This window comes from Algibacter sp. L1A34 (assembly GCF_009796805.1).
Lineage (GTDB): Bacteria > Bacteroidota > Bacteroidia > Flavobacteriales > Flavobacteriaceae > Algibacter.
Genome location: NZ_CP047029.1, coordinates 2,875,375 through 2,893,043, shown reverse-complemented (window position 1 = coordinate 2,893,043; position 17,669 = coordinate 2,875,375). Strand labels below are relative to the sequence as shown.

Genomic DNA, 17,669 nt, shown 5'->3' with positions numbered 1-17,669 from the left:
CATATATAAAATGAAACATAAATTCCCTACGCTACTAATAGCAGTAAGTTTTTGCTTTTTTGGCCATACCCAAAGTGTAGAAAAAGTAAAAGGTAATAGAAATGTAACCATACAACAAACACCTGTAAATTCTTTTAAGACAATAATAATTGATGAAGGATTTGAAATCGATTTAGTTTACGCTAAAGAGCCATCGATTGAAATAGAAGCTGATGAAAATCTTCATGAGTTTTTTGTTCTCGATGTTCGTGATAGCATCCTTAATTTAGATTTAACAAAGCGGATTACATCAAAAAAACGACTTAAAATTAAAGTTGCTTACGATAATTTTTTAACGACTATTGAAACTCGGGATGATGCAGAAGTGCATAGCCTTTCAACAATAAACGCTGATAATGTTACATTGATTGTGTCGGGTAATTCTGAAGTAGGACTAACAATAAAAACGGACAATTTCAATTTTGAAGGATTAGATAAATCTAAAACTAAATTGAATTTAACCGCCAAAACATCTAAAGTTATTCTAAATGGAAATAGTAGATTGGAAGCTTTAATTAATTCTCCAATTTTAAAAGCCGATTTATACCAAAGAGCAAATGCAGAAATTGAAGGTGGTTGTGATGATTTAACACTTAGAGCGGATAACAACTCGGAGTTTAATGGTAAAAACTTCACTATAAAAAACTGTTATTTAACTTCGGAAATAGCAAGTGAAACTATCTTAGAAGTTACAGATACTATTACATTGGAAGCTTCTGGATCAAGTTCTGTTTACCTATATAACAACCCCAAAATAATAGTGAATAAACTAGCGAACACTTCTAAAATTCAGAAAAAAGAAAAATAAATCAATTAACATAATAAGTATTAAAAGGTAGCATTATAAAATGTTACCTTTTTTTTGTTTTTATCTAAAAAGAAACCACTAATCAATTAAGACGTAACATCAATAAAAACTAAGTATTATAACAAATTTATAAGCCGTTTAAAAGTAAAATTGTTCTGAAACTATTATTCTTTCCTAAATTTCTCTTAAAATGGAATAAACCAAACAATACTTTTTCAGTCTAATTATATTTAAGGTTATATTTAACCTTTCCAAACTCTCAAAATAAAGATTAACATTAACTTCCGTAACTGTAGATGAATAAATTGACATTTTTAAAAAAAATATCTTTCTTAGTTATATTTCTTTTCTGTCTAGCAAGTTTTGCCCAACTAAGTAAAACGCATTTTATACCACCTTTAACCTACGCCGATTCTGATAATGCTTTACCTCAAGATCAGTATATATATTTATCTACACCTTCTGTAACCGATGTCGCTTACACTATTATTCCAGTTGGACAACCCACATCAACGTATATATCTGGGGTAGTTTCAAATTCATCTCCTGTAGTTATTTTTATAGGCAATGGTGATAGTCAGTTATTCATGCCACCTGCACAAACAAGCACCGTTACCAATAATAGAGGCTATATTATAGAGGCCCAAAATAGTATTTATGCCTCGGTTAGAATGAATGCTGCAACCACTGGAGCACAAGCTGGAGCACTAGTTAGTAAAGGTTTAGCCGCCCGTGGAGAAACTTTTAGAATTGGAACTTACACCAACGAAAACCCCCAAGACAATTATCTCAATTTTGCTTCTGTAATGGCTACCGAAAATAATACAGAAGTTGTATTTAGTGATTTACCAGCGGGTTTAATTATAGAAAATTATTCAGGAACAACCCCAATAACGGTTAATCTAAACAAAGGAGAAAGCTATACTATTGCAACTAACAGCAATGAAAGCACTATAAACACTGATGGATTAATTGGGACTTTAGTTAACTCCGATAAACCCATTGTTGTAAACTGCGGATCTGCAAATGGTAGTTTTCATAACGGTAATGGTAGAGATTATGGTATCGATCAAATTGTGGGCCTAGATAAGGTAGGCACAGAATATATTTTTGTGAAAGGTGATGGTTATGATGGTTGGGAAAACATTCTTATTGTAGCACATTACGATAATACTTCAGTTAGTATAAACGGAAATGCTGCAATTGCCACTATAAATGCCGGCGAGTATTATTTAATTGAAGGCGATCAATATATTAACGGCAATATGTACGTAGAAACATCTCAATCCGTTTTTGCTTATCAAGGTATTGGAGCAACACCAAGCGAAGCTAACCAAGGTATGTATTTTGTACCACCATTAAGCTGTGAAACACGCGGGAATTTAAATAATATCGCGAATATTGAATCTATAGGAAGTACAGATTTTGAAGGAGGTATTTCTATTGTTACTAAGGCCGGAGCAACGGTTACGGTAAATAACACAGCTTTAAGTAATTTTTTCACAACAGGACCAATTGCAGTTACAGGAAAACCAGATTACGTCACTTATAAAGTAGTAGGACTAACTGGAAACATTTCTGTACAAAGTACAGACGAATTATACTGTGCTTATTTCAATTTTAACGGAGCGGCAACCTCTGGTAGTTTTTATTCAGGTTTTCCAACACCTCCAGAAATTAATTTCAATGCTGTTTTTGAAAGCCTAGGAAATTGTATTCCAAATGTAACTTTAGAAGTTGCTAACATGGACAACTTTGATAGTGTCGAATGGTTTTTTGACGATGGCTCGGGTAGTGGCTTTGTTACAACAGGAATTACAACATTTCAAATTATACCAACCGTTTCTGGAACCTACAAACTTGTTGGAGAATTACTTTGTTCGGGTTTAAAACTCGAATCTCTCGATGTACCTGTAAGTATTTGTCCTGATGATGGAGATACCGACGGTATACCAGACAATATAGATATTGACAACGATAACGATGGTATTTTAAACTGTACGGAATCTTATGGTAATCAAATTATTAATTTATCAAATATAAATAGTGGTAGCATTCCTATAGGCGCATATACTTTCTCTGGAAATACAACTGTTACCAATAATACAGCTACGACACCAATTTCAGGAAATAGTGATGGCGTATTTACCAGTGAGGTATCTATTAAAACCGGTGACCCAGAAAGTAACACAACCTACCAATTAAGCTTTAACAAACCACTTAATTTATTGGTAAACTATCCTGACAACACTTTTACTGGTAGTGGTACACTCAATACTAATCAGGAATTTGTTATTCGAGTGCCCAGCACAAGAACTATTACCCTTCTAGATCCTGATGATCAACTTCTAATTGATAGCGATTTTGACGGTATTTACGAAACGGGAATAACCCAAATTTCGGCTTTCGAAATTAGATTTAAATCAAAAACATCATTAGCTTTTGGAGCTGCAACTTTCACTTTTTCGGCTCATAGCGTAAACCAAATAACTTATATTCATAAAAATATTTCAGACACAAATAGCAATCAAGCTACGTTTCAAATTGCTGCAACTTGTGTTGGAAAAGATAATGACCTAGATGGTATTGACGATAGTTTAGATTTAGACAGCGATAATGACGGTATTCCTGATTTTATAGAAAATCAAGGCAAATTTGTTACGCTATCAAATATAGATGCAGATTCTAACGGATTAGATGATATTTATGATATTACGGCAACACTAATAGACACTGACAACGATGGCGTACTTGATGTTTATGATTTAGATAGTGATAATGATGGTATTTATGATTTAATTGAAACAGGTGTATTAGGTACTAATGTTATCGATAACGATTTGGATGGGATTGATGATGGACCTAGCTTTGGTACAAACGGATGGATAGATCGTGCAGAAACCTCAGCAGACAGTAACCAAATAGGATATACTCTAAGTGATTTTGACAACGACACTGTATTTAGCTATATTGATTTAGATTCCGACGGAGATACATGTTTCGATGTTATTGAAGCCGGCTTTTCAGATGCAAATATGGATAACTACCTTGGAGACACTGCAACTATTACTGTAGACACAAACGGATTAGTTAATAACACTTCAGACGGTTACACAATTCCCGATTTCAGTTATTTAACCAATGCTCCAATATCCATAACAACACAACCTGCAGATGTAGCTATTTGCGAATCTTACGATGCTTCCATTACGATAATTTCAGATGAAGCAGAAACATTTCAATGGGAAGTAAGTACAGATGGCTCCACTTGGAACACCATTATTGATGATACTAACTACAGCAACTCACAAACGGCAACTCTAAGTATTTCAGATACACCATTAACCTTTAACAGCAATCAATACCGTGTAAAATTAGATAGAAGCGGAAATAGCTGTGGCTTATATTCAGAAAGTATGACGCTTACTGTGAATGCGCTTTCAAATGTTAATTCGCCTGTTATTTTAATTCAATGTGATGATGCTGATCCAACAACACTTGGTTATAGTTATTTCAATTTAACCGAAGCTAATAATGAAATTTCATCAAATGCTGTAAACGAAACATTCAGCTACTATTTAACCCAAGCAGCTGCTAAATTAGGGGATGAAACGAGTCTTGATTTTATTACAGACCCTACCACTTTTCTAAATAGAACAATTAGTAACGATATAGTTTGGGCGCGGGTAGATAATCCACTTAACTGCGGAAATATTGCAGAAATCCAACTTAATGTTTCAACAACAGTAATACCTTCTAGCTTATTAATAACTTTTAATCAATGTGATGATTTTCTTGATATTGACGGAAATGATACAGCCAACAATAACCAAAGAGACGGTATTGCAACATTCGATTTTAGTAGTGTAAATACAACTTTATTAAGTTTAATCCCTTCCGGTCAAAACCCATTACCTCCGCGATACTATAGAAATGAAGCTGATGCTTTAGCTGAAATAAATGAAATTACAGATATTTCTAATTACAGAAATATTGGATATCCAAATTCGCAAACTATTTACGTACGTGTAGATAGCAATATATCTAACGATTGCTTAGGTTTAGGTGGCCATATTTTATTAACCGTAGAACCTTTACCAATTGCAAACCCTGTTACAATAAACCGAGCTTGCGATGATGATACTGATGGCGCTTACCCTTTTGATACTTCAAACTTAGAAAATGATGTTTTAGGAACACAAAATCCTGCGGATGTTGATATTTCATATTTTGATACCGCTGGAGATCCTTTATTATATTCTAATGGCACGCCTGTTATTAGTCCTATTTCATCTACATTTTTAACCAGTAATCAAACCATAACAGTTCGAGTTACAAATGCGACTTCTTCGGCTCCCGATGGCCCTTGTTTCGATGAAACTGCAGTAGAATTCATAGTTGACGAAAGTCCTATTGCTAACCCTATAAACCCAATTATCGTGTGTGATGGCCAATCTGGAGACATTGATGATGATGGTATGTATCCTTTCGATACCTCTACCTTTTCTAATACTATTTTAGGATCGCAAACTGGTATGAATATCAATTATACATATCTAGACGAGTCTGGAGTTTCAGTAATAAACTCATCTTTACCAAATCCTTTAATCACAGAATCTCAAAATATTTTAGTTGAAGTTACTAATCCAGCTAATACAATCTGTATGGCAACAACTACAATAGAATTAGTTGTAAATCCGCTTCCAAATTTCACCGTAGACTCGCCTTTAATTGTTTGTACTTCAGATCCAACTTTCAGTGTAAACATAGATCCTATTGAAGCTAGCGTAATAGATAATTTTACTTACGAGTGGTATTTTGAGGATGGTACATTTTTATCCAACCAGTCCACTTTAGATAATGTAACCGTTGCCGGAACATACTCGGTAACACTTACCAAAACAGATGGAACAGGATGCTCACGCACCCGAGATATTATAGTTACAGCCTCGGAGCTTGCAAATATTACTCAAGATGATGTTACCATTATAGATATCTCTAATAACAACTCCGTAATCATAGACCCTATAAATTTAGGTTCTGGAGATTATGAGTATGCCTTAAGAGAAGACGGATCAAACTTTATTACTTACCAATCGGAACCTGTATTTACAAATGTACGTCCAGGCTTTTACACCATTTATGTAAAAGATGATATTTGCGGAACTGCAGAATTAGATATTTCGATAATTGGTTATGCCAAATTCTTTACACCTAATGGAGACAACTATAATGACTATTGGCAAGTAAAAGGCCTAAACTCTCAAGTACAGCCAAACTCGTTAATATTTGTTTACGATCGTTACGGAAAACTACTTAAACAATTCTTAGCAGGTTCAATAGGTTGGGATGGTACATTTAATGGAAATGCTTTACCTTCTGATGATTATTGGTTTAATGTTCAACTTGAAGATGGACGACATTTTAGCGGACATTTCACTTTAAAACGATAACACATTTATTTTGCTTAATTTTGTAAAATGAAGTTTAAGATTGAATCAAAATTTAAGCCAACTGGCGATCAACCAAACGCAATTAAACAACTAACGGCAGGTTTAAATGCAGATGAAAAATATCAAACTTTATTAGGTGTTACAGGGTCAGGAAAAACTTTTACTGTTGCTAACGTTATTGAAGAAGTACAACGCCCAACGCTAATTTTAGCACATAACAAAACCTTAGCTGCTCAGTTATACTCAGAGTTTAAGCAATTTTTCCCGAATAATGCGGTAGAGTATTTTGTATCATATTATGATTATTATCAACCCGAAGCCTATATTCCTGTTTCTGGGGTATATATTGAAAAAGATTTATCTATAAATGAAGAAATAGAGAAAATGCGTTTAAGCGCCACTTCTGCTCTACTTTCTGGTCGTCGTGATGTAATTGTTATAGCATCTGTATCTTGTATTTATGGTATTGGAAATCCTGTAGAGTTTCAGAAAAACGTTATTTCATTAAAACAAGATCAAGAAATTTCGCGCACAAAACTACTCCATACTTTAGTGCAAAGTTTATATTCTAGAACAGAAGCAGATTTTAAACATGGTAATTTCAGAATAAAAGGTGATACGGTAGATATTTTTCCTAGTTATGCTGATGATGCTTTTAGAATTCACTTTTTTGGAGACGAAATTGAAGAAATTGAATCTTTTAATATACAAACTAATGAAATTGTTGAAAAATACGAGCAAATCACAATTTATCCAGCAAATATGTTTGTAACATCTCAAGATGTTTTACAGAGTGCTATTACAGATATTCAGGACGATTTAGTAAAACAATACGATTATTTTAAAGAAATAGGTAAACATTTAGAAGCCAAACGCCTTAAAGAACGTACTGAATTCGATTTAGAAATGATTCGAGAATTAGGCTATTGCTCAGGTATTGAGAACTATTCACGGTATTTAGACCGTAGACTTCCAGGAACTAGACCTTTCTGTTTGCTAGATTATTTTCCGGACGATTATTTAATGGTTGTAGATGAAAGTCACGTAACCATTTCTCAAGTACATGCCATGTACGGAGGCGATAGAAGTCGAAAAGAAAATTTAGTAGAATACGGTTTTAGGTTACCTGCTGCAATGGATAACAGACCTTTAAAATTTGAAGAGTTTGAAGCCATTCAAAACCAAGTAATTTATGTAAGTGCCACACCAGCCGATTACGAATTACAAAAAACCGATGGTGTTTATGTGGAGCAAGTTATTCGTCCAACAGGATTATTAGACCCAATTATTGAAATTAGACCAAGTTTAAATCAAATTGATGATTTAATTGAAGAAATACAAATACGTGTAGAGAAAGACGAGCGTACTCTAGTAACCACGCTTACCAAACGTATGGCAGAAGAGTTAACCAAGTATTTAGACCGCATTCAAATTCGTTGTCGTTATATACATAGTGATGTAGACACTTTGGAACGTGTGGAAATTATGCAGGATTTACGTAAAGGTTTATTTGATGTTTTAGTTGGTGTAAATTTACTTCGTGAAGGTTTAGATTTACCTGAAGTATCGCTTGTAGCTATTTTAGACGCCGATAAAGAAGGTTTTCTACGCTCTGCTAGATCATTAACCCAAACTGTTGGTAGAGCAGCGAGAAACCTTAACGGAAAAGCTATAATGTATGCCGATAAAATTACTAAAAGCATGCAAAAAACGATGGATGAAACCGATTACCGTCGTGAAAAACAAATAGCTTACAATACCAAGCACAACATAACGCCAACGGCACTCAATAAGAGTTTGGATAATATGTTAACTAAAAACTCTGTAAGCACATACAGTTATGAGTTAGAAGCCGCAAGAGCAGCTGAGCCAGAAAGCGAATATTTAACCAAAGGTGAATTAGAAAAGAAAATAAGAGAGAAACGGAAACTTATGGAAGAAGCCGCAAAAGCCTTAGATTTTTTAGTTGCGGCTAAATTACGTGATGAAATTAAAGCTTCGCAAGACAAACTAGAAAAGCTAAAGGGTTAAATCTTTAGCTTTTCCTTAATCCCATACTTTTTCAACTAAAATTAACACTTAATAGCTTTTCCTTAGTTGGAAATCTTAAATAATAGGATTATAATTATGACTAATTGTATTGTGTTTTAAATACATCGATTAACACATCTGGTGGTACTATTTTATTAGGAAAGCTTTCCATTAAATAAAGTACCTTAGTGATAGCTTCATGACTTAAACCCATTCGTAATCCAAAATTATATAATTTGATTACGCTTGCTGAATTATTACCATCACAATGCACTTGCTCTATATTCATTAATAATACGAGTCTATGAAATTGTACGATACGCTCGCTATGAGATTTTAAATGTGTGTAATCAATAGGGTTTTCTACTAAATATTCAAAATCTTCGCGTGCTATTTCTAATTGTTTGGCAACACCTAGCAAAAAATTATATTCAATTCTTTTTATATCTTTATCATACTTTGCAAAAGCAATCATTTCGGAGAGGAGATGCAATTTCTGGGCTCGATTAATCATTTTAAACTGTTATTGAGGGTTATACCCTAAATTTACACAGAATGATTAAAAACTAATCGGGGATATAATGTAACTTATCGAAAAGACATAGGTATTTAATCGTGATTTTTATTTATTTCATCAATATTTTAAAAAATTTCATCTAATAAAATCGCATTTTATCTTTTAAAGCCTTTTTAGCAAAAATTTCAAGAAGCTTTCGAAACACCTTATAGAATAAGTGTTAACCGCTATACATATAACGCCAACTATCAATATTTCAAATTATTATAAAAATTATTTATTAATAAATTAAAAAACATCAGGTTACATTATTTATAAAATCAGAATCGATGAAATGCACCCTTTTGGTTGAATTCCTCTTTAAAACAGCCTTTTTTGTAAATTAAGTAAGAAACACTAACAAAAATTCTATTTAAAATATTAAGTTAACTTAAGTTTTAATATCTTAATTTTACGATTATCGACAAAAGGACGATTTAAAGCCTATTTCAATTTATAAAAACAGCAATTGCTATTGAAAATATGACAAATAATGATATTTTAAAAAAGTTACGCGTGGCTCTAAAGCTTCGTGATGATGAAATTGTAAAAATTTTGGAACTTGTAGATTTCAGAATTTCTAAAAGTGAACTAGGAGCCTTTTTTAGACGTGATGATCATCCAAAATACATGGAATGTGGCGATCAAGTTTTACGTAATTTCCTTAACGGATTAGTAATTCATTTACGCGGCCCAATGCCTAAAAAAGGAGAAAAGAAACCACAAAAAAAGGAGTAGCGATTAGCTACTCCTTTTTTTTATGAATTAAAAATCTAATTAATCTTGATTAGATTCTGTTTCTGTAATATCTAGATATTTTGCAATGCCATTAGCACCAATATCATTTCCTGGGTTACCATCTTCATCTATATCTTCATATATAGAGAAAACACCATCATTATCATCATCTGTATCTGCATAATCAGGTGTTCCATCACCATCAGTATCATCGTCTGTAGTATCTTCTAAATCATCATAATTAACTATAAATTCACCATCATCATTTAAATCTTCAAGATAAGATGGTACACCATCAAAATCATGATCGTTTACAGTAGTCTGCAATAAATCGAATTTAAAAATTAAAGGTGAGTAAGCTGAAATATCTGTTAAACTAGAAGAAAAATAACCAAGTCCTGAAGGAAGAAACATAACGCCCGCTCCATGGTTAGAGTAAGCTACAGTGCCATCTGCTGCATCTGCAATAGTTTCAGCTGAATTAAAGTCGGTTAAAACTTTTCTCCAAGCCGGAATTAAATCTATTAAATCTAAATTCACAGGGTTAACAGCGCTATCGAAAACAGTACCATCAAGTCCAGATCCTTCATATCTCACTCTCACATCATCACAAAAGTTAGGAGATTCATCGCCACCACCATCATTTAAATGTAAAATATATACAATATAATCAGTTTCTGCATAAACCACTTCTTTCGCATCTAGTACAAAATCTGCATCGGCATTATTCAATAAAGAACTTAACAAAATGCTACCTTCTGGTAAAGTCTCACCATCTAATAATTCTGTTAATTCTAAATCACCAATATTTGGGTTTACATCTTCTCCTTGAAAATCACTTGCATTAAAGTAATGGCTTTCTAAATACGTAAGTAAAGCTTCATTATCTTCAACTTGCTGTTCTGTTCTATCATTTTCTTCAACAACAACCACGTCATCAGCATCATCATCCTTCTTACAGGCCGAAAAAACTAAAACTAAACTTAATATTAAAAAACTTATTTTTCTTAAACTCATTATTGCGTATTTTTGACGCGCAAGATACACTTTATTCAAGAATATATAATCTTGCATAACAACATTAACGAAGTTTTTACAATAATTATATGCGGATTGATAAATATTTGTGGTGTATTAGATATTATAAAACAAGAACCCTAGCTACAACAGCATGTAAAAAGGGGCAAGTTAAAATTAATAAAGCCTCAGTGAAGCCTAGTAGAGAAGTATATCCACAGGATATTGTTGAACTGCGGAAAAACCAAATAAATTACCAATTAAAGGTTAACGATATTCCTCCAAGCCGTGTTGGAGCCAAACTTGTAGATTTATATAGAACGGATACAACGCCTAAGGAACAGTTTGAAGCGCAGGAGCTTTTAAAATACTCAAAAGATTATTATCGTAAAAAAGGTGTTGGTCGTCCTACTAAAAAAGACCGCCGTGATATTGATGGTTATAATGAAGATACTGCTTTTGATGAAGAGGAATAACGTCTTTTCTATTTTAAAGTTTAGAATAATCTATTCTAGAACCAACTTTAATAACCAATAACAGCTCCAAAACAAATAAAAAACTTAATTTTATACTTTAAAAAGTTAGCCGAATATGACTGCCTCAAGTAACATTATTTTAAACCATACAGAAATTAACCATAAAATACGTCGTATCGCTTTTCAAATATATGAAAGCAATATGGACGAAACCGAGGTTATTTTAGCTGGCATAGACAGTAATGGCTATATTTTAGCAAAGAAATTAAAATTAGTCCTTCAAAAAATTTCTGATATTAATATTTCGCTTTGTAAGGTAATTATTGATAAGAAAAACCCCTGGCAAGAAATAAAAACATCTATGGATTCCGAAGATTATAAAAACAAATCTATTGTTTTGGTAGATGATGTTTTAAACTCCGGAACCACCTTAATTTATGGTGTTAAACACTTTTTAAACGTACCCTTAAAGCAATTTAAAACAGCCGTTTTAGTAAATAGAAACCATAAAAAATATCCTGTAAAGGCCGATTATAAAGGGATTTCACTTTCGACCTCATTACACGAACACGTAAATGTGGTTTTAGAAGGTAAAAACTTTGAAGCTGTTTTAGAATAAGGTATCGAAAACTTCTTCTGTAACCTCTTTTTTAGATTTATTATCAATAGCCACTTTAATATTGGCTTGATTATAATAATAAGCACGCTCAAATAAATGTTTACCGATAAATTCAGCCATATCCTCCTCTGTTTCGATATGTGCAATTAACGGACGTGTTGCCTTTTTATTCATTAATTTTTCAATTAACGTAGGGATTGAGGCCTTTAAATAAACACTTTTTGCGTTAACCTCATTTAAAATTGCATCCATATTATTACTGTAGCAAGGTGTACCTCCACCAACAGATAAAATAATATTTTCTTTAGTTTGAAGTTGCTCACGTAAATAAAGCGCCTCTTGTTTTCTGAAATAGATTTCGCCTTTAGATTTAAATACCTCTGAAACTGATGCGTTTTCTTTAGATTCAATTAAATCATCTAAATCAATAAATTCATAATTTAGTTTTTTTGCTAATCTCTTTCCTATTGTTGACTTTCCGGAAGCCATATACCCCATTAAAATTATTATCATTTTTTTGTTAAGAATTGATTTTTAAAAACATACGATTTACAGATGCAAAAAAACGAAATTTATTTAAAAAAAGTGTTGTTTTATTAAAGAAAGGTTTTATATTTGCACCCGCTAACAGCAATGTTAACAACTTTGAAATAATGACCTGGTAGCTCAGTTGGTAGAGCATCTCCCTTTTAAGGAGAGGGTCCTGGGTTCGAGCCCCAGCCCGGTCACAAAAACCTATAAATTGAAAGATTTGTAGGTTTTTTTATTAGACTTTATTAATAAAAACTTAAGTTTAATTCTAAATTTAATTGTTTTTTTAATTAAAGATGTTATATTTGCACCCGCTAACAATTACTGTTAGCATTTATTTTGAAATAATGACCTGGTAGCTCAGTTGGTAGAGCATCTCCCTTTTAAGGAGAGGGTCCTGGGTTCGAGCCCCAGCCCGGTCACAAAAAAACCTTTAAATCAATTGATTTAAAGGTTTTTTGCTTTTTATAGATTTCAAGAATTTCTATTACACATACAGATTAAGGGGATCAAGTCAAAAAAACGTCCATTAAAAATGAACGCCTTTATACTAGAATATTTTTTCTACGAGAAATACACGTAAATACCAATCACTATAATACAGATAACAATACCTACAGATTTTAAATGTTTCCAAGGTGTAATATCGACTTGCTTAGTAAACTTCAAAACAAAAGGTTCTTTTCGTGGGCTTAGCTTACCTATCACTAACATAATAATAACGTTTAGCACAAACAAAATAGCCATGACGTGCAAAAAGTGGGGATAATTATCGACACCTACAACAAACGGTTTTATCACAAATTGACTTAAACTATATAACACAACACCAGATATTATTGCCACTTTTGCGGCTATTGCTGGTACATATTTAGTTAAATAGCCAACAACAATTATCGTTAAAATAGGAATACTGTAACAGCCATTTACTTCTTGTAAATAACCAAATAACCCGTCGGGAGCATTAGCTATTAATGGCGCAATACACATAGATAAAATAGCAAGTACTATTCCAAACGATTTTCCTGCAAATACAGTTTGCTTTTCGGTAGCTTCCTTATTAAGGTGAGATTTATAAATATCGATCCCGAATAAAGTTACCGAACTATTTAATGCCGAATTAAAAGAACTTAAAATAGCACCAAATAAAACAGCAGCAAAGAAGCCAACTAATCCTGCAGGTAATACTTCTGTTACTAGTCTTGGATAAGCTTCATCTGGATTCTCTAAGTTACCGCCAAACATATGAAAAGCAATAATACCTGGTAACACAACAATTAAAGGCCTTAGTATTTTAATTCCTGAAGCTAATAATAGTCCTTTTGACCTTCTTTTAAATTTTTGGCACCTAAAGCTCGTTGAATAATAGCTTGGTTTGTTCCCCAATAAAACAATTGCACCAACATCATTCCTGTAAAAATGGTACCGAATGGTATAGCCGATTCTGGACCTCCTAAAGATTTGAATTTCTCAGGATGTGTTTCCATTAATGTAGAAATCCCATCACCTACAATACCTTCTCCAATAGCTAATAATCCAAAAAACGGAATTAACAGTCCTCCTATTAATAAACCCACAGCATTTATAGTATCAGAAACAGCAACTGCTTTTAACCCGCCAAATATGGCATAAATAGAACCAATAATACCAATGCCCCAAACGGTTATCCAAAGTGCTGTTGTTTTAGAAACACCCAACATATCTGGTACATTAAACATAGAATTAATTGCTAAGGCTCCAGAATAAAGCACAATTGGCAATAATACCACAACATAACCGCTTAAAAATAAACCTGATGTTATGGTCTTTGTTATTTTATCATAACGCTTTTCTAAAAACTGTGGTACTGTTGTTATTCCTCCTTTTAAATATCTTGGCAATAAAAATACTGCCGTTATCACCATTGCAATGGCGGCTAAGGTTTCCCAGGCCATAACTAAAATACCTTCCTTATATGCCGATCCATTTAAACCAACTATTTGCTCTGTAGAAAGATTAGTTAGTAATAAAGACCCAGCAATAACAACACCGGTTAAACTTCTTCCTCCTAGAAAATATCCCTCGGAAGAATCTTCGTTTGTTTTTCGTGTTGCTAAATAGGATATAATAGCAACCAAGACCGTAAAGCCTAAAAATGATAGAATTTGCATCATACTTTTATTTGGTTTAGTTTGTTTTAAAATCCAAATATATTTAAAATAAATACAGAAACTATTATTATTTGTAAAAAATACATTTATTTAAACAAAAACCCTTGTGTTTAAAGGTCTAATTCGTATATTTGTAAAACAATTTTATAAAAAACTAAACATTTTGTACACAATAAACCACACCAAAACCACTATTGAAATACTGAATTCTGAAAAAACAGTTTTTGCTGAAATCCGTATAAATGATGGCGCTAGTCTACAAAAATTAATCCTTTCTGGGAACACTTTAATAAAAGACCTAAGCCCTTTAGAATATAAAAACACCTATGCCTCTTCCGTTCTTTTTCCTTTTGCGAACAGAATAAAAGATGGTGCTTATTCTTATGAAGATAAAAATTATAAGTTTCCAATTAATGAAGTTCCAAATAATAACGCATTACACGGTTTAGTTTTCAATAAAACCTTTAAAGTCATAGATGAAGTTTCAACTAAAGATAGCGCATCTGTAAAACTATTATATAAGGAAGATAAAAAATCCGATGGCTTTCCATTCACCTATTCAATTCAATTAGAATACATATTGACAGAAACCTCATTAGATTTAAATGTTACCGTTATCAATACCGATGCTAAGGCGTTTCCTTTTACGCTAGGTTGGCATCCTTATTTTTTAAGCAACAATTTGCATGAAAGCTCACTAGCTTTTGAAAGTTCTAAAAAAATGGCTTTTAGCGAACGTATGATAACTACCGGAACGATAAGCAACCCTGATAATTCTGAAATTAAAATAAAAGATAAACAACTTGATGATTGCTGGCAATTAGATAAAACTAAAGTTGTTTTCACAACGCCTAAGTACAACTTAGTTATTAATTCAACTGAAAAAGATAGCTTTCTGCAAGCCTACACACCTCCTCTAGCCAATGTAATCGCCATAGAACCAACAACAGGCGTATCAGATAGTTTTAATAATAAAATAGGATTAAAAACTTTAAACCCAAAAGAAACATATCAGTTAAACTGGAACCTTAAACTAAACTAACATAATACCACTAAATTATGAACACCACTTTAGTAAATAACATTAAACAAGATTTTCTTGATAAATTTAATCAAGAACCTCTAATGATTTTTTCACCTGGTAGAATAAATATTATTGGCGAACATACCGATTATAACGACGGCTTTGTGTTTCCTGCTGCCGTAAACAAAGGTATTATTGCTGCTATAGGTAAAAACTTAGGCAATACATCAACAGTTTGTGCTTCAGATTTTAATGATACTATTGAGTTTTCAATCGACTCAATTGCTCCTATGGATAAAGAAAGTTGGGGAAATTATGTATTAGGTGTTATTGCTGAAATTCAAAAATCGGGGAAAACTATAGAAAATTTTAATATGGTTTTTGGTGGTGATATCCCTTCAGGTTCAGGTATGTCATCTTCTGCTGCTTTAGAAAATAGCGTAGTTTTTGGTTTAAATGAACTTTTTAATTTGGGATTAACCAAAACTGAAATGATTTTTATTTCGCAAAAAGCAGAACATAATTATGTGGGCGTTAATTGCGGTATTATGGATCAATACGCGAGTATGTTCGGTATTAAAAACCATGCCTTACTTTTAGATTGCCGTTCGATAGAAGCTAAACCTTTTGAAATTAATTTTAAAAATCATGAACTGATGCTAATTAACACAAACGTGAAGCATAGCTTGTCTGATAGTGCTTATAATGATAGACGATCGGTATGTGAAAGTATTTCTAAAATGTTAAACATAAAAGCTTTAAGAGATGCCACTGAAATCGATTTACAAAAAGTAAAAGATAAAGTAACACCAGTAAACTATCAAAAAGCATTGTTTGTAATTCAAGAAAATAAACGTGCCGAAAATGCTTCTGTAGCAATGCAAAATGGCGATTTAGAAACATTAGGAAAGTTAATTTATGGCTCACACGATGGTTTACAACACCAATATAAAGTAAGTTGTGTTGAATTAGATTTTCTAGTTGAAAGAGCCAAAGAAAATAAAGATATTTTAGGTGCACGTATGATGGGTGGTGGCTTTGGTGGCTGCACTATTAATTTAATAGCAAAAGATGCCGTTGAAGGTTTTAAAACTTCGGTAGCAAAAGCCTATAAAAATGAGTTCGATAAAGACTGTTCTATCTATACTGTAGAACTTTCAGATGGCACACATCTTATAAAATAATTTGAAATTTAACAGACATTAAAATGACCAATGATTTACAAGATTTTTCGCATAAACGTTATAATATTTTAACAGGAGAATGGGTTTTAGTTTCTCCTCATCGTGCTAAACGCCCTTGGCAAGGGCAAAACGAAACCGTAAATAACGAAGTGCGTCCATCATACGATGAAAACTGTTATTTGTGTGCAGGAAATAAAAGAATAAATGGTGAAATAAATCCGAAATACGATGATGTTTTTGTCTTTACAAACGATTTTGCCGCGTTGCAAACCGACTCTAAAGCTTTTAAAGTGGAAGATGGTTTGTTAAAAGCACAAAGCGAGCAAGGTATATGTAAAGTTATGTGCTTTAGCCCAGATCACTCAAAGAGTTTAGCAGATATGACGCCTAGTGAAATTGAGAAAGTGGTTTTAGCTTGGCAACGCGAATACAATGAGCTCGCTGCAATTGATTTAATAAATTACGTTCAAATTTTTGAAAATAAAGGCGCTGTAATGGGCTGCAGTAACCCACATCCACATGGTCAAATTTGGAGTCAAACTACGCTGCCAAACGAAGTTGATAAGAAAAACACACAGCAACTAAATCACTTTAACAAGAACAAAACCAGTCTTTTAGGCGATTATTTAACACAAGAATTAGAAAAGCAAGAACGTATTATTTTTGAAAACGATGGGTTTGTTGTATTGATTCCGTTTTGGGCTGTATGGCCTTTCGAAGCTATGATTGTTCCTAAAAAACATCAAAGAAATATTTCAGAATTATCAGGAGACGAAACTTTGCTTTATGCTGAAGCTATTTCTGTAATAACCAAAGCTTACGATAAGTTGTTTAATACCTCATTCCCATATTCTAGTGGTATTCATCAATCTCCTACAGATGGAGAAGCAAATGATCACTGGCATTGGAATATGAGCTTCTATCCGCCATTATTACGCAGTGCAACCGTTAAAAAATTCATGGTGGGTTACGAGATGTTTGGCTCACCGCAACGTGATATTACAGCAGAAAGCGCCGTAAAAATGCTTCGTGATTTACTATAA

12 protein-coding genes, 2 tRNA genes and 1 pseudogene are annotated in these 17,669 nt (G+C 32.9%); 11 read left to right on the top strand and 4 right to left on the bottom strand.

Going from position 1 to position 17,669, the window contains the following annotated elements:
* The first annotated feature begins 10 nt into the window (after positions 1 to 10).
* The 3 genes from GQR97_RS12220 (at position 11) to uvrB (ending at position 8,331) form a co-directional block, all read left to right on the top strand.
* Positions 11 to 847 carry a GIN domain-containing protein gene (locus tag GQR97_RS12220; protein WP_158848752.1) on the top strand — a complete coding sequence of 279 codons (837 nt, stop codon included), beginning with the start codon at positions 11 to 13 and terminating at the stop codon, positions 845 to 847.
* 296 nt (positions 848 to 1,143) lie between these two features.
* On the top strand, positions 1,144 to 6,300 hold the full coding sequence (locus tag GQR97_RS12215; protein WP_158848750.1) for a T9SS type B sorting domain-containing protein: 5,157 nt from the start codon (positions 1,144 to 1,146) through the stop codon (positions 6,298 to 6,300).
* Between the two features lie 27 nt (positions 6,301 to 6,327).
* Positions 6,328 to 8,331 carry an excinuclease ABC subunit UvrB gene (gene uvrB, locus GQR97_RS12210; RefSeq protein ID WP_158848748.1) on the top strand — a complete coding sequence of 668 codons (2,004 nt, stop codon included), beginning with the start codon at positions 6,328 to 6,330 and terminating at the stop codon, positions 8,329 to 8,331.
* A 100-nt stretch (positions 8,332 to 8,431) separates the two neighbouring features.
* On the opposite strand, the gene GQR97_RS12205 is transcribed toward uvrB, so the two are convergent.
* Positions 8,432 to 8,845, bottom strand: a complete 414-nt coding sequence (locus tag GQR97_RS12205; RefSeq protein ID WP_158848746.1) for a TerB family tellurite resistance protein — start codon at positions 8,843 to 8,845, stop codon at positions 8,432 to 8,434.
* A 525-nt stretch (positions 8,846 to 9,370) separates the two neighbouring features.
* Between GQR97_RS12205 and GQR97_RS12200 the strand changes: the two genes are divergently transcribed.
* Positions 9,371 to 9,625: a DUF1456 family protein gene (locus GQR97_RS12200; RefSeq protein WP_042504819.1), complete on the top strand. Its 255-nt coding sequence runs from the start codon at positions 9,371 to 9,373 to the stop codon at positions 9,623 to 9,625.
* A 39-nt stretch (positions 9,626 to 9,664) separates the two neighbouring features.
* On the opposite strand, the gene GQR97_RS12195 is transcribed toward GQR97_RS12200, so the two are convergent.
* Positions 9,665 to 10,642, bottom strand: a complete 978-nt coding sequence (locus tag GQR97_RS12195; RefSeq protein ID WP_158848745.1) for an FKBP-type peptidyl-prolyl cis-trans isomerase — start codon at positions 10,640 to 10,642, stop codon at positions 9,665 to 9,667.
* Positions 10,643 to 10,731: 89 nt separating this feature from the next.
* On the opposite strand from GQR97_RS12195, the gene GQR97_RS12190 reads away from it, so the two are divergent.
* Entirely contained in the window at positions 10,732 to 11,118 is a 387-nt protein-coding gene (locus GQR97_RS12190) for an RNA-binding S4 domain-containing protein (protein ID WP_158848743.1), read from the top strand.
* 115 nt (positions 11,119 to 11,233) lie between these two features.
* Positions 11,234 to 11,737 (top strand): phosphoribosyltransferase domain-containing protein, encoded by a 504-nt coding sequence (locus GQR97_RS12185; RefSeq protein ID WP_158848741.1) that lies wholly within the window; start codon positions 11,234 to 11,236, stop codon positions 11,735 to 11,737.
* On the opposite strand, the gene GQR97_RS12180 is transcribed toward GQR97_RS12185, so the two are convergent.
* The gene (locus GQR97_RS12180) at positions 11,729 to 12,250 is read right to left on the bottom strand and encodes a shikimate kinase (RefSeq protein WP_158848739.1); all 522 of its coding nucleotides are present in this window, start codon (positions 12,248 to 12,250) and stop codon (positions 11,729 to 11,731) included. The genes GQR97_RS12185 and GQR97_RS12180 overlap by 9 nt on opposite strands.
* Positions 12,251 to 12,392: 142 nt before the next feature.
* Here GQR97_RS12180 and GQR97_RS12175 point away from each other — a divergent pair.
* Together GQR97_RS12175 and GQR97_RS12170 are read left to right on the top strand one after the other, a co-directional pair.
* A tRNA-Lys gene (locus GQR97_RS12175) sits at positions 12,393 to 12,465 on the top strand.
* Positions 12,466 to 12,617: 152 nt separating this feature from the next.
* Positions 12,618 to 12,690, top strand: a tRNA-Lys gene (locus GQR97_RS12170).
* A gap of 142 nt (positions 12,691 to 12,832) precedes the next feature.
* Here the strand turns inward: GQR97_RS12170 and GQR97_RS12165 are convergent.
* Positions 12,833 to 14,418: pseudogene (locus GQR97_RS12165) on the bottom strand (solute:sodium symporter family transporter).
* Between the two features lie 163 nt (positions 14,419 to 14,581).
* Here GQR97_RS12165 and GQR97_RS12160 point away from each other — a divergent pair.
* From GQR97_RS12160 to GQR97_RS12150, 3 genes are read left to right on the top strand one after another with little or no spacing between them, the layout of a single operon-like run.
* On the top strand, positions 14,582 to 15,460 hold the full coding sequence (locus GQR97_RS12160) for an aldose 1-epimerase (RefSeq protein ID WP_158848736.1): 879 nt from the start codon (positions 14,582 to 14,584) through the stop codon (positions 15,458 to 15,460).
* Between the two features lie 17 nt (positions 15,461 to 15,477).
* Positions 15,478 to 16,626, top strand: a complete 1,149-nt coding sequence (gene galK, locus GQR97_RS12155) for a galactokinase (RefSeq protein WP_158848734.1) — start codon at positions 15,478 to 15,480, stop codon at positions 16,624 to 16,626.
* 23 nt (positions 16,627 to 16,649) lie between these two features.
* Positions 16,650 to 17,669 carry a UDP-glucose--hexose-1-phosphate uridylyltransferase gene (locus GQR97_RS12150; protein ID WP_158848732.1) on the top strand — a complete coding sequence of 340 codons (1,020 nt, stop codon included), beginning with the start codon at positions 16,650 to 16,652 and terminating at the stop codon, positions 17,667 to 17,669.